11 protein-coding genes are annotated in these 13,454 nt (G+C 59.0%); 5 read left to right on the forward strand and 6 right to left on the reverse strand.

The features are described from left to right. Positions 1–139: 139 nt before the first annotated feature. The 6 genes from NKI37_RS10165 to NKI37_RS10190 all read right to left on the reverse strand — a co-directional run bounded on the left by NKI37_RS10165 (position 140) and on the right by NKI37_RS10190 (position 7,040). A complete protein-coding gene (locus NKI37_RS10165; protein WP_023704358.1) occupies positions 140–991 on the reverse strand; it encodes a sugar phosphate isomerase/epimerase family protein in 852 nt (283 codons plus the stop codon). Beyond that, positions 988–2,013 (reverse strand): ABC transporter permease, encoded by a 1,026-nt coding sequence (locus tag NKI37_RS10170; protein WP_023667740.1) that lies wholly within the window; start codon positions 2,011–2,013, stop codon positions 988–990. Before NKI37_RS10170 ends, NKI37_RS10165 begins: the two co-directional genes overlap by 4 nt. Then, a complete protein-coding gene (locus tag NKI37_RS10175) occupies positions 2,010–3,017 on the reverse strand; it encodes an ABC transporter permease (protein ID WP_023681803.1) in 1,008 nt (335 codons plus the stop codon). Before NKI37_RS10175 ends, NKI37_RS10170 begins: the two co-directional genes overlap by 4 nt. Then, positions 3,010–4,524, reverse strand: coding sequence for a sugar ABC transporter ATP-binding protein (locus tag NKI37_RS10180; protein ID WP_352787508.1), 1,515 nt, complete (start codon positions 4,522–4,524; stop codon positions 3,010–3,012). The genes NKI37_RS10175 and NKI37_RS10180 overlap by 8 nt, the downstream gene beginning before the upstream one ends. 80 nt (positions 4,525–4,604) lie before the next feature. Continuing rightward, complete coding sequence (locus NKI37_RS10185) at positions 4,605–5,597, reverse strand: substrate-binding domain-containing protein (protein ID WP_023704355.1); 993 nt, start codon at positions 5,595–5,597, stop codon at positions 4,605–4,607. A 363-nt stretch (positions 5,598–5,960) separates the two neighbouring features. Continuing rightward, the gene (locus tag NKI37_RS10190; RefSeq protein ID WP_023692318.1) at positions 5,961–7,040 is read right to left on the reverse strand and encodes a substrate-binding domain-containing protein; all 1,080 of its coding nucleotides are present in this window, start codon (positions 7,038–7,040) and stop codon (positions 5,961–5,963) included. Positions 7,041–8,052: 1,012 nt separating this feature from the next. Here NKI37_RS10190 and NKI37_RS10195 point away from each other — a divergent pair. The 5 genes from NKI37_RS10195 (at position 8,053) to NKI37_RS10215 (ending at position 13,441) form a co-directional block, all read left to right on the forward strand. Continuing rightward, entirely contained in the window at positions 8,053–9,075 is a 1,023-nt protein-coding gene (locus NKI37_RS10195) for a LacI family DNA-binding transcriptional regulator (RefSeq protein WP_023686868.1), read from the forward strand. Positions 9,076–9,248: 173 nt separating this feature from the next. Continuing rightward, positions 9,249–10,262 (forward strand): SIS domain-containing protein, encoded by a 1,014-nt coding sequence (locus NKI37_RS10200; RefSeq protein ID WP_023686869.1) that lies wholly within the window; start codon positions 9,249–9,251, stop codon positions 10,260–10,262. Positions 10,263–10,290: 28 nt separating this feature from the next. Then, positions 10,291–11,613: an ABC transporter substrate-binding protein gene (locus tag NKI37_RS10205; protein ID WP_023686870.1), complete on the forward strand. Its 1,323-nt coding sequence runs from the start codon at positions 10,291–10,293 to the stop codon at positions 11,611–11,613. A gap of 11 nt (positions 11,614–11,624) precedes the next feature. After that, positions 11,625–12,584, forward strand: a complete 960-nt coding sequence (locus NKI37_RS10210) for a carbohydrate ABC transporter permease (protein ID WP_023682778.1) — start codon at positions 11,625–11,627, stop codon at positions 12,582–12,584. A gap of 38 nt (positions 12,585–12,622) precedes the next feature. Next, the gene (locus tag NKI37_RS10215) at positions 12,623–13,441 is read left to right on the forward strand and encodes a carbohydrate ABC transporter permease (protein WP_245271345.1); all 819 of its coding nucleotides are present in this window, start codon (positions 12,623–12,625) and stop codon (positions 13,439–13,441) included. Positions 13,442–13,454: the final 13 nt, after the last annotated feature.

Here is a 13,454-nt window from a genome sequence, read left to right on the forward strand (position 1 = left end):
CCGGGGGGCAGCCGAAGGCCGGGATCTAAAACGCCGCAATATTGCCTCTCAAGCGGCTCCTGCTTCGAAGGCAGTCGCCGCAATGTCGATGCAGTCGGCTCATGATGTGCCGAGTTTCGATCTCGCATGGCGATGTAACTTATGCGATCAGCCCGTACTGCCGTGCCTTGTTGCGCAAGAACGGCAGACCGTTGCCCATTACAACCGCTTCACTCTCGGCCACCGGACGCCACACGCTGAGGCCAAACGCCAGACGCGGATCCATGTTGATGAAGCTCTCCATCGCGAGCCCGCCCTTGAAGCCGATCGCGGCCAGCGTTGCGAACGTCTCATCCCAATTGCAATTGCCCTCGCCTGGGGTGCCGCGATCAGACTCGGAGAGGTGGATATATTTGAGGTAATCGCGGGCGACGATAATACCGTTGCCCATACCTTTCTCCTCTATGTTCATGTGATAGGTATCAAGGTGCACGAACATATTGTCGGCGCCGACTCTCTCGATTAGTGCCACCGCCTGAGCCGCGGTGTTGATGATGTGGTTCTCGTAGCGGTTCACGGCTTCAACACCGAGTTCGATGCCGCGAGACTTGGCTTGCGCGGCGGCGGACGTCATCACTTTCGCAATGTTATCAAGTTCGTCCTGCGTAGGTGGCACGCCAGTACGCTCGCCGATGCCGCCATAGATTACGCCGCATAGCGCCTGGGCTCCGATGTCGGCCGTCTTGTCGATAGCCACCTTGAGAAAGTCAATCGCCTCCTGTGGGTGGCGCGATGCCCACGCATATTCGGGCAACCCTAGCGAGCACACCGCCTGCATGCCATTTGCCGCCAGCAGCTTGCGGGTGTGATCGGCATCGCAAGAAAATGGATCGGCCAGCGAAATTTCAATGAAATCGAGATCGTATTTTTTCACCGCCGCTACAGTGTGCTCGGCGCCCTCTACGGACCAACCACTCGTCCACATGCTCGTATGAACGCCAAAACCCTTCATCGTGTTATCCTCATGAAATTGAGCTGCCCGGCAGCCCACCGCAAGATCATGACGCCGATCAGCATGATGCCCCAAATGGCTGTGGCCAGGTGCTGGCTGGCGCCCAAGAGATTCAGTCCCGAAGAAAGCAACTGCAAAACGATGAGGGCTAGGAAGACCGAAACGACCTTGCCGAAGCCGCCAAACGGATTCACCCCGCCCAAAAAGCAGGCAAGCACCGTAATCAGCACATAGGACTCGCCATGGCCGACACGGACGGAATTGAATCGTGCCATCATGATAATGCCGGCCAACGCACACATGGCGCCAGACAGCGCGTAGATCAGAATGATCACGCGTCGCGTCGAGATGCCGGAATAGCGCGTCGCCTCGATGTTGGAGCCGACCATATAGTTTGAAAAGCCAAGCCTGGTTCGGGTCATCAAAACATGCCAGACGATGACTGCGCCGAGCAGTATCAGCAGCGGGACAGGAATGCCGACGATGCTGCCGTGGCCCAGGGGCTGGATGAATTCGGGAAAGCCCGAAATATCGGCGCCGCGGGTCAGAAACTCGCCAAGGCCGCGCAGGAAAATCATCACCGAGAGCGAAACGAGGATGGGGTGCGCGCCGGTATAGGCTATCACCGGGCCCATGACCAAGCCGCTTGCCGTGCCAACGCCGACCGCAAGAACGGAACCGAGTAGAAAGGCATAGATGCTTGCGTCCGGTCCTCCGTTGGCCTGAAGAACCCAGGCGAGCGTGAGGCCACAGAGATTGGCCGTGAACGTCACGGCGAGATTGATGCCGCCCGAGATGATCGGCATCAACATCGCGAGCGTAAGCAGTCCAAGTTCAGGCAACTGGAAGGCCACCGATTCAAAGGTAGCTTTGGACAGGAATCGCGGCGAGAGAGATCCGAAGAATGCAATCACCAAAATCAATGCCAGCAAAAGTCCGATATTCTCGGCGCCCAACGTGCCGGCAAGACGGCGCAAGAATCCGTGCCGTAGCGCTCCAGTTTCGAGCACGCGCTGCGTCATGTACCCATCCTCTGCCGCAAGCCCGCGAGGATATGCCCGAGCGGCGCGTTGGACAGCGTGATGGCAATCAAGATGATCGCCCCGACGATCATCTTGAAAGCATAGGGAGAGATGCCGAGGAGGTTCAGCCCGTTTTGCGTCACCGACACAAGAAACACGCCAAGGATGCAACCGAGCACGGTGCCGCGCCCGCCACCCAGCCTGGCACCGCCAAGGACAACAGCTGCCAGCACGTCCAGCTCGCGCCCCACCAATGCGTTGGGCACGATTTCCTGGGAATAGTGCACCTGCACAAGTCCCGCGATCCCGGCCATCAAACCAAGCCAGCCGAAGGCAATGAAGTGCATCGCCGCGATGTTGATACCGAGGCGACGGGCGCCCTCCGGGTTATCGCCAAAAGCGTATAGCTGCCGTCCCGTGGTGGTATACCGGATAAGCCCCCAGGTGGCGGCGACGCAGACCGCCATGATCGCAACCGGCAGTGTTAGCTCGGCCCAATTGCCATTCGCCTGTTGGAACTCGAAAAGCACAGTGCGATGCGTCCACCATGCAGGCAGATTGTAGATCGATACACCGTGCGTGAAGAACATCAGAAGGCCGAAAAAAATATTGAAGGTGGCGATGGTGACAACGATTGAAATGATCTGGAAATAGTAGATGAGGCCGGCGTTCACCGCACCCAGGGCGATCCCGACAATTGCCGCCAAGGTGAGGCCGATGAACCAATCACCACCTCCCATTTGGGCTAGAGCCAGCGCCACAACGTATTGAACCACTGACGCGGCCACAGCGAAGGAGATGTCGATGCCCCCAGCGATCAACACCACCAGCAGCCCAACCGCGAAGATCAGATTTGTCGAGCTTGTGTTGAGCAGATTGAAGAGATTGGCAATGGTGAAGAATTTGTCGCTCGCAACGGAGAGACCTGCGCTCATGATGAGAAGAACCACAACGAGCCATGTCTCGGTGGGATGAGCCCGGAAGAGCTTGCCGCGGTTACGCATAGACGGCAGCTTCCAGGTCGCCGAGCGGGATGGCGTGCGGATCGTATTCGGCGACTATCTTGCCCGCAGCCATATGAAGGATACGATCGGCGTTGAAATAGACCTCCGGCACTTCATCGGATATCAGCAGAATCGCCAGGCCTTCGGCAGCGAGCTTGGCGACAATCTCGAAGATGCCGGCCCGCGCGCCAACGTCCACCCCCACGGTTGGCGAATCAAGAATGATCAGTTTCAGGCCGACCGCCAGCCATTTGGCGATGGCCACCCTTTGCTGGTTGCCGCCCGAGAGCGTGGAAATCGCATCGGTCTGCCGCCCGACTTTTATCGCCAATTCCTCGATCCAATGATTGACGAGCGCGTCCTTCTTCTCCGAGGAGATCAGCCCTCGATCAAGGATCTTGTCGAGCACCGGGATAACGGCGTTGTCGGCGATGGACTGAGCTTGTATGAGACCAAGGGACAAGCGGTCTTCGGAGAGATATCCAATACCCGCGCGGATTGCGTCGCGGTTGGAGTTCAGATGAAGAACCGTCCCGTTGAGTGCGATGCTGCCGCGGTCTGGGCGCAGCATGCCGAAAATAGAAAGCGCGAGTTCTGTGCGACCGGCGCCGAGTAGCCCGGTCAGGCCAAGCGTTTCACCTCGCCGTATTGTCAGCGAAACGTCGTCATAGTCGCCTGCGCGGGTCAATCGATCGATCTTCAACACGACGGGTGATCCACTAAGGTTTCTCGCGCTCACGGTTTGGTCGAACGTCTTGCCGGTCATCAGTTCGGTGAGGCGTGATTGGGTCATTCCGGCGGTCGGGAACACCCCAACGACCTTACCGTCGCGCAGAACGGTGACGCGACTTGAGATCTCCAGAACTTCCGCAAGGCGATGGCTGACGAAGACGATGGCCATGCCTTCATTCGAGAGTGTTCGAACGATCGCGAGCAACCGGTCTGTTTCCGATTGAGTAAGCGACGATGTGGGCTCGTCCATGAAAATAACCTTCGCATCGCCGGCGAGCGCCCGGGCGATGGCGACGATCTGACGTTGGGCGATTGCAAAGCTACGCAGAGGCGCGTCGACATCGAGGTCGGCGCCAAGCCGCGCCAACAGCCCTCGCGCCACCTCGCGAATGCGCGAATGATCGACGAGCCGAGGCATGTTGCCGAGGACAGTTCTGATCCCGATATTTTCCGCGACTGTCATTTCAGGAAACAGTGCGAGGTCCTGCCAGATGACTTCCACCCCGGCGCTGCGCGCCGCAGCCGGCGACATGATGTCGACAGACTTTCCGGCGATCGACATGTTTGCGCCGGCTAGCGGCTGACAAACGCCGGTGATTACCTTGATCAGGGTGCTCTTGCCGCTGCCGTTCTCACCGGCGATGCATTGCACTTCACCCGGGAGAACCTCGAAGGCGACATCCTGGAGGGCTCTAACGCCACCAAATGTGACGCTTATGTTGCTAAACGACAGAACCGATGGGAGGTCCTGCGTCGTAGACGCGACGAGGTTCACGGCGGGCCCTTCTGAAATGACTAGGATGGGGCGTGCCGGGATTGATTTGCCACCCCGGCACGCCAGCCATGGTCCGCCATCTAAAGCCCTAGGGCTGCAAGACCATCGACCGTTTCGACCGTGATAGGCTGCACAGCGTCCACGATGATGGTGCCGGTTTTGAAGTCAGGGTGAACGACACCCAGACCTTCGATCGTCATGCCGTCGGTGATTTCACCGCCGCCCGCCAGAAAATCAGCCATCGTTACGAATACTTTGCCCGCTTCCAGAGGATTCCACATATAGCCGCCGTCAATAATGCCGGATTTGAGCATTGCGCTGCCTTGGCTAGGCGAGAATGAACCGACAAGAACCACCTTGTCACCAAGCTTCTGCTCCTCGATCGCGCGTCCGGCGCCGATCGGTCCCTGACTGCCGAACGTCAGGAAGCCGCCGAGGTCAGGATTGGCGGCAAGCACATCCAGAGCCGTCTTTCGGCTGTCATCGGCGCTCTCGGCGACGCCATATCTGTCGCCAACCATCTGCATGTCGGGAAAGTTCTTCTTCAGGTAGGCGATTGCAGCATCGGCCCAGGCATTGTGTGCGGGCACAGTAAGAGAACCTACGTACACAACGTACTTGCCTTTGCCGCCCATTTTCTCGGCAAATAGCTTGGCATGGGCCTCACCGAAACCAACGGCCGAGACCATTTCGAAGTCCCAATCAGCGTTCACCTGGTCTGGCGATTCATGGGTTATGACCTTGATGCCCGTGTCGCGCGCCTTTTTTAGAACCGGCTCGAGAACGTTTGCATCATTCGGCACGACGCCAATTACGCTGACGCCCTGAGCTATCAGGTCTTCGATCGCGCGGACCTGAAGTGCCGGGTCGGCGCTGGTCGGCCCGACCATGAAGCCGTCGTCGCCAAGCTCTTTCGACTTTTCCTTTATTCCCGTTTCCATGGCATTGAACCAGGGAATGCCGCCGATCTTCACGACAACTCCAACCTTGACGTCCTTTGCCAGCGCAGCATTCATTGTGGCGACCGAAAGGGCTGCGCCGAACGCTGCCGCGAGTATAGTTTTTGCTAACATTTAATTCCTCCCTGATTGACGAGTTTTTCAGTTGCCTATTGCCCATGTCGGCTTTGTTTGGCCCACCCCTTTGTGCCCGACGGCATTGACGCACTCGGCGCCGCATTCCTCCCAGAACGCGCCATAAAAGACTTTGAATGCCGGCCGGTCAAGGTGCTAAATAGATTTAGCAAGGCGGTCACGCCACCAGCGTCTAAAAACATTTCTCGATTGATGTAAACGATCCGCCCTTCGCACTCAGGCTGCACCCGTAGAACGACATGCGATCGCCCGCGAGCCTTGGGTGGAGGCGGTGCTACCCAGATCCGAGGTGCTGATGAACGGAGTTGAACTTCTGCAACGATGTCTCGTGACAAAGAATTGCTAGTGGTCGATGCTCGATTTGGATGCCGAATCCCAATCTTCTTGGGCGCCGTCATGCTCTCCGGTTCGCCCAAAGCTGGTCGGTACGGTCACCAGCGGAAAGTGGTCTATCGAATAATTCTCGAGAAGCGAAAATCCTTCAGCAATCATCACCTCGACATTCTGTCGGACCATGGTCACATCGAAGGGCAAATGCGCCGCGAATGGATCCCAGTCGAAGCTTCCGACAACAACCCGTCCAAGCTCACTTGAGGCTAGTGTCGAAGTGAACCGCAATGTTCCTTCAAGAGCGGTCACGCCGTTGACGAACATACCTGAGGGCAGATGCCCAAGCTGAGCGTATCGTGCAGCGAGAGACCGAGCAGCGTTGGTCGGTGCGTATCCGCAGCAGTCAATCGTGCCCGGGCCCGTAACAATCCCATGCGCTGCCAGCGCATCGTGAAAACCCAGCAAACGGCTACGTGTTGCGTCATCATCGCTGACCCCGCCAAAGAAGAAGAGATCTTCGGTGGAGCCCCCTCGTTCTTTCAATTTCTGAACAATGATCTCTGTGAGCGCCTTGGCGCCCCCGTAGTTGTCAGAAACAACTGAGGGAGCCCGGCGGCCTGGCAGATCGATGTTGATGCACCGGACGCCCGCTGCCCGGCACAGATCATTCAGCGGATCGGGGTCACGAACGCCCGCAAGGAAGAGAAATTCCACCTGCTGAGCCAGCAGGGTTTCCGTCACACTCAACTCGTTATCAGGATTGCGATGGGTGCTGACGACGATCGGGCACAAGCGGTGGACGCGGGATTCCGCTTCAAAGGCTTCGGCCAATCCGGCGAAGAAGCGATTGCGGTAATGTGGCAAGATCATTCCAGCGAGTCCGGATCGGGAAAGCCGCAATCCTCGTGCCTTGAGGTTGACAGCATAGCCAAGCCGCTCAGCCCAATCGAGGATGGTCGCTGCGGTTTCCGCCTTGATCCGGTGCTGTTGCCACGAGCCATTGAGGACGAGACTGACGGCGGTCGGGGACGACTTTGCCGCCACCGCGATATCATAAATCGTTGACTTGCGTCGGACAGACTTTCTCGCCATTGGTGACGCTCCCGCTGGGAGATGCAGTAGACGCTAGTGCGGGGTCAAGGCAACATCTCTAAATTGCGTCAAACGGTTTGGAGGAGCGACCCCACGGAAGGACGCGGCCTCTCGTGCCTCCGGTCCGGTCTCCCTGATTGTCTCGATCGTTGCAATGACAGCGCCAGGGAAATCGGCAGATTTGGGATTTTCCCTGAAGCTTCGTTCAGCGTCACTGGAGACACCAACCCCAGTGTTTCGGCTTTGGTCTCCCCGATGATCAATCACCTTGCAAAGGTCGACGAGAAGTTTCGATCAGTTTGGAGCCCACCGTTGGCGATGGTCGGGCGCACGCGTCACGATCGAGTCCTCCGTTTCAATAGCGGGAAGCTGAAAGCTTTGGGTTTCTGAGTCTCTATCTGGCCCCAAAAGGGTGCTGCCGGATGCGCCTCGTCTCCGGGCGTTGTTTGCGTACTTGGCCGAGGTGCCCTTGCTTGGCAAGTTCCTTCCGCGACAAGGGTCTGCTCGACAGCATTTTCGTCGCTATTGCCAATGCGGAGCCCCGAAGGATCAAAACCGGTTAGCAGCATGATGCCGACGGTTCAGAGCAAGCGACTCAGATTCCCGATTTGCTCAGAGTCTCCCAGCCTGTGGCTCTCCGTGCAGCGGGCCTTGAGCGTCTGGCTCGGCCTTTTTGAAAGCTCGCCTCCAATCGCTGGACGAGTTTGGCGGCAAGGCTAGTCGTCTCCATCGGTGTTATGATCGATGCCAGGGAGGCCGCCTGGACCATGGCGTGAACTCATTGCCGTATGCTGGCAGTGCAAGGCAATGAACTGACTGCACAACATGTAGGTGCATTCGTGGATCAAATTTCCAGATAGCCAAACAGCGCGCGTATCTCGATTAGGTGGCAAGGAGTTGCGAAAGCTATGTTCGCAGTTTGAGAATCGTCCGATATGCCGCACAACGATGCCGGCAAGACGAGCCGAGAATGATCTGACGCAATGTTCAGATCCAAGAAGGACGGTTACCTGTGGCCCAGAAAGGAATCACACTAAAGGACGTTGCCGCAGCGGCTAAGGTGTCGCGCGCCACGGCCGCCCGGGCGCTCAACAGCTATGGTTACGTTGGCGACGAGACGGCGCTCCGCGTGGTTGAGGCAGCCGAAAGGCTGGGCTATCGGGCCAACCTCGTCGCGCAGGCGCTGCGCAGCGGACAATTGCCGATCATAGGCTTCGTGCCCGGCGATATCCAGAATCCGTTCTTCGCCCGAATCGCGCACGACATAGAGGTGGAACTGCGCAAGCACCGCCACAATCTTCTGATTGCCAGCAGCGAGGAGAATGTAGAACAGGAGAAAGAACTGCTTGAGAGCCTTCGCTCGCTCAGCATTCGCGGCTTCATCCTTGCCCCAACGTCTGCAACCGACAGCCAGCATATTGTGCAACTGGCCCGCGAAGGCGCACCGATCGTGCTCATCGACCGCGTGGTAAAGGACCTGCAATGCGACAGCGTCGTCGTCGACAACGAGGGCGGGGCACGCGAGGCAGTGGACTATCTAGTTGGCAACGGTCACCACCGGATCGGTCTTTTGCGCGACGAGTCACGCATCTTTACGGCACAGGAACGCTTGGCTGGCTACCAAAACTCGCTCCACTCGCATGGGATCGCAATCGATGAAGCGCTCATCGGCGTATCGCGCTCGACCGTCGAGCACGCCATCGAAGCCACGATCCGCCTGTTCAGCCGGCGCAATCGCCCGACCGCACTGTTCACGGTGGACAGCCTCATGACGCAAGGCGCGCTTCTTGGCCTGCGTTCAATGGGGCTCTCGATTCCGCATGATGTGTCGGTGGTTGGCTTCGATGACTTCAACCTCGCCACGTTCACCGATCCGCAGATAACGGTCGTGGCGCAACCCATCTCCGAGATCGGACCGCTCGCCGCCAGATATCTGCTGGAGCGGCTTGCCGGCAAAAAGGTTGCACCGCGCCGTACCCGATTTCAGACCCGCTTGATCGTACGCGGATCGGTTGCCCGGCGCGCTGTGCGCTAAAGAGCAAACCCCTCGATTTCGAAGAATTTCGTCTAAAGGACTTGCCATTGGCGAAATTGCGTGCCCATTATTGCTTGTGAGATCGATCTCACATCGGAAAAACGAGCTAGACGGCCCACCGACGCCTAAGGCGGGCTAGAGGCCTGTCACATGCGAAATACAAGGAAAACGTCATGCTGAACTTCGATAGGGACCGCTTCGTGAAGATCCAAAGCGGGGCCGTCGCCGTCGCAGGTGAGGTTCGCTCACTCATGCGCACACTGCTGGCAGATGGCGTCGAGCGGCTGTTTTTCATGGGCACCGGCGGCGTGCAGCTTCTAACCTTGCCCGCGATCGAGTTGGCGCAGCGCTGTTCTACCTTCCCGGTGAGCGGTGCCTATCCGGCGCAGGTCGTGATCGATCCGCCCGCCGGTCTCGACAGCAAGGCCGTGGTGGTCATCCCGTCCTTGTCGGGCACGACCAAGGAAGGCGTCGAGCTCATGGCCTTTCTGAAAAAACGTGGTGTGCGCACGATTTCGCTCACCGGCCATTCGGATACGCCAATCGCACGGGAGGCTGACCACAATTTCACGAACTTCGCCGAAGACGACACCTCGTCGGAATCCTTCTACCTGCAGACGCTGCTGATCGTCCTGGCCCTGCTGGAAGAGCGCGGCGAATATGATGATTTTGATGGCACTGTCGCCGAACTCAAACTGCTGCCGGATCTGCTTGCCGACGCCAAGGCTGCCTTTGAGGACAGGGCGGCCGAACTGGCCCAGACAATCAAGGACGATACCTATCACATCTTCACCGGCGCCGGCTCGGTGTGGCCGGAGGCACACTATTACGGCATGTGCATCCTCGAAGAGATGCAGTGGATTCGCACCCGCCCGGTGCACGCCGCCGACTTCTTCCACGGTACGCTCGAGTTGGTCGAGCCGGGCGTCAGCGTTTTCGTGTTCAAGGGCGAAGATGCCCTTCGGCCCCTGGCCGACCGGGTCGAGAACTTCGCCAGGCGCTACACGGACCGCGTTCGCACGCTGGACGCGGCCTCGGTCAAGTTGCCGGGCATCTCCGCAAAGGTCCGCGGCATGATCTCGCCGGTTCTGCTCGCCACCTTGCTCGAGCGGCTGAGCGCCCATCTCGAGGTGCTGCGCAACCACCCGCTGACCACCCGTCGCTACTACAAACGCGTGGAATATTGATCCCCTCTTACCTCTGAAGGAGCTATCCATGAAACGTTCGCTGCAAGTCGTGGCGGTCACGGTGGCCGCGGTATCATCATTGGGGTTGTCGATAAGCGGCAGTTCCGCCGCTTCGCCGGCTGTCACGGCCGACCCAAACGCCAAGGTGGAATACACCGGCACGCTTTCGGTCCTGACCAAGTTCGGGCTGCAACAGCTGTCGCCCTATTTCGTCAACCTGGCACAGGCCTATGAGAAGCTCCATCCGGATGTGAAGGTCGAACTTATCCAGGAGAGCGACGACAGCGTGAAGGGCAAGACCAAGACGCTGGTCGCTTCCAACTCGCTGCCCGATATCTATTTCTCCTGGACAGGCAGTTGGGGTGGCAATTTCGTGCGCGGCAATCGCGCCGTTGATCTCACGCCCGTCATTGCTGCCGATACCGAGTGGGGCAAGTCGCTGTCTCCAGCCGCCGTCAAGGCGTTCCAGTACAACGGCAAGTTCTATGGCATTCCGCTTTACCAGGATGCCAAGTTCATGGGCTACAACAAGCAGATCTTCGCCAAGCTCAGCCTCAAGGCACCCGCCACTTTCGAGGACTTGCTGACCAGCTGCGACGCCATCCGCAAATCCGGCGTGACACCGATCTCCTTCGGCAACAAGGAGGCTTGGCCGGCGATCCACTTTGCAGGCCAGCTGCTCGCCTACAACGTGCCGCAGGCAACGCTGGAACGCGACTTCGATCCGGCCACCGCCCAATACAGCGATCCAGGCTATGTCGCAGCACTCAAGCAGTTCAGCCAGCTTGTCGAGCGCTGCACCGATGGCGCCGGCGTCAACGGCACATCCTATGCCTCGGCTCTCCAGGCCTTCACCAACGCCCAGTCGGCCATGTACTACCAGGAAATCATCGAGTTCGATCAGGCCGCCACGCCGGAGTCGGCGTTAAAGCCCGCCGATTTCGGATTCTTCCGGCTGCCGGTGCCCGCCGGCGCCAAGGGTGACGCCAAGTCGATCGAGGGCGCGCCGGAGGGCTACATGATCAATGCGGCATCGAAGAACATCCCGCTGGCGATCGATTTCATGAAGTTCGTGACCTCGAAGGAAAATGCGCAGGTCTTGTCTGCGCCACCCTATGGCCAGCCGAGCGCCACCATCGGCGGCGCCTCGGAATCGAACATGAGCGCGGCTGTGGTCGATGGCCTCAAGGATATCAACGCCGCCTCATACCTCATGCCCTGGCTGGATACGGCCAACCCACCGCGCGTCGCCGCCGTCTGGCTGTCCAGCCTGCAGGCGCTGGCGGGCGGCTCGATGACGCCCGAGCAAGTGATGGACGAGGTGCGCAAAGCCGCATCCGCGGCCAAATAAAGCAGGCGAGCATGGCAAGGGCCTCGGACACAGTGGACAGCGGCGCCGACATCGGCGTCGCCAGGCCGCAACGGCCAAAGAGCCGGCGGGCCTGCTTCGCCAACCTGTTGTCGTTGCGATGGGCGGCGATCGCGCTCATCCTCATCGGCTGGTTCGTCTATTATCCGATCGTCGACAATTTCATCGTCAGCACCACCGACCAGGACATCTACACCGGCGAGGTCACCAATGTCGGCCTCGCCAACTACGACCGGCTGCTGCATGACCCGGTCGTGCTGCTGGCGCTGTGGAACAACTGCCTCTACGCTCTCATCTCCGTCATCTTCCAGGTCTTCGGCGCGTTCCTGCTGGCGGCCATTATCGAGGACCTGAAAAGCGAAAGCTGGCGCCGGCTGTGGCGCGCCGTCTATTTCGTGCCGTCGGCAATCTCGATCACGGTGACCGGCCTGCTGTTTTATTTCATCTACCAGCCGCAGATCGGCTTGCTGGATGCCGCGCTCAGCCGTGTTGGACTGAGCCAGCTCGTCATGCCTTGGCTCGGCAATGAGCACACCGCCATCTATGCCATCATCGCCATGAGCCAATGGCAGGGTTTTGGCTATTCGACGCTGCTGTTCGCCATTGCCATCCAGAAGATCCCGCGCGACCTCTACGATGCCGCAACGATCGACGGCGCGGGTCCGCTTCGCCGCCTGTGGAGCATCACCTTTCCGCTCACCCGGGAAATGACGGGGTTGATGATCATCGTCACCATCACGGGCGCGTTCCAGGTGTTCAACGAGGTTATGGTGATGACCGCAGGCGGGCCCAACAACAGCAGCCAGGTGCTGGGCACGTGGCTCTACCAGAAGGCCTTCATCGAGGACAATTTCGGCTATGGCGCGGCGATCGCCGCCGTCATCTTCATGTTGACCATGCTCACAGGTGCGGCACAGCTCTGGTACACCAAGCGCCGCCGGGTGCAGCTATGAGTGCGATGGTCGCAGCCGGTCGCAGCCGGAACGTGAATGTGTGGTCGGTCATCGCCAGGACATTGCTCTATTCGTTCCTGGTCTGCCTTGGTGTCGTCGTCATCTATCCGCTGATCTGGATGGCGCTGAGCGGCTTCAAGGACAATGCGCAGATCTTCGGCGATCCCTTCGCCCTGCCCACCCATTGGTCGTGGAACAATTACATGCAGGCATGGAACCAGGGCGTGCGTGGCTACGTGACAGTCTCGGTGCTGGTGACCGTCGCTTCGGCCATATGCACCGTCCTGATCAGCGCCTGGACGGCCTTCGGCCTGACCCGCACCAAAATGTCGGCAAAGCCGCTGGTTATTGCCATCGTTCTGGGCGGCTTGATGCTGAGCCCCACCGTGGCGATCATTCCACTGGTGAAGATGTTGCAGGCGCTCGGTCTCTACAACACCTACTGGGCGCTGATCATTCTCTACACGGCGTTCCGTGTGCCGTTCACCACCTTCCTCATCCGCGCCTACATGCTGGATCTGCCTGAAGACATCGACGAGGCGGCGACGATGGATGGCGCCAGCGAGGGTCAGATCTTCTGGCGCATCACCTTGCCGCTGTGCCGGCCGATCATCATTTCCTGCGTCATCCTGCACGTCCTGTTCGCCTGGAACGAATATCTCTTCGCCATGATCTTCACGAGCGGCTCGGATGTGCAGACGCTGCCGGTCGGACTGACGTCGATCATGGCAACCCACGGGACCAACTATGCCGTGGTGTTCGCGGCCATGACGATCTCGGCGCTGCCTATCGTGATCGTGTTCTTTGGCGCGCAACGCTACTTCATCCGTGGCTTGGCCGAAGGCATCGGCAAATAACAATTCCCGAAAG

Source organism: Mesorhizobium sp. M0626 (assembly GCF_040320665.1).
Lineage (GTDB): Bacteria > Pseudomonadota > Alphaproteobacteria > Rhizobiales > Rhizobiaceae > Mesorhizobium.

Bases quoted from the DNA above. Each gene is read 5' to 3' on its own strand.
- NKI37_RS10165 (WP_023704358.1), bottom strand. From the start codon at position 991: ATGAAGGGTTTTGGCGTTCATACGAGCATGTGGACGAGTGGTTGGTCC.
- NKI37_RS10170 (WP_023667740.1), bottom strand. From the start codon at position 2,013: ATGACGCAGCGCGTGCTCGAAACTGGAGCGCTACGGCACGGATTCTTG.
- NKI37_RS10175 (WP_023681803.1), bottom strand. From the start codon at position 3,017: ATGCGTAACCGCGGCAAGCTCTTCCGGGCTCATCCCACCGAGACATGG.
- NKI37_RS10185 (WP_023704355.1), bottom strand. From the start codon at position 5,597: ATGTTAGCAAAAACTATACTCGCGGCAGCGTTCGGCGCAGCCCTTTCG.
- NKI37_RS10190 (WP_023692318.1), bottom strand. From the start codon at position 7,040: ATGGCGAGAAAGTCTGTCCGACGCAAGTCAACGATTTATGATATCGCG.
- NKI37_RS10200 (WP_023686869.1), top strand. From the start codon at position 9,249: ATGCTGAACTTCGATAGGGACCGCTTCGTGAAGATCCAAAGCGGGGCC.
- NKI37_RS10205 (WP_023686870.1), top strand. From the start codon at position 10,291: ATGAAACGTTCGCTGCAAGTCGTGGCGGTCACGGTGGCCGCGGTATCA.
- NKI37_RS10210 (WP_023682778.1), top strand. From the start codon at position 11,625: ATGGCAAGGGCCTCGGACACAGTGGACAGCGGCGCCGACATCGGCGTC.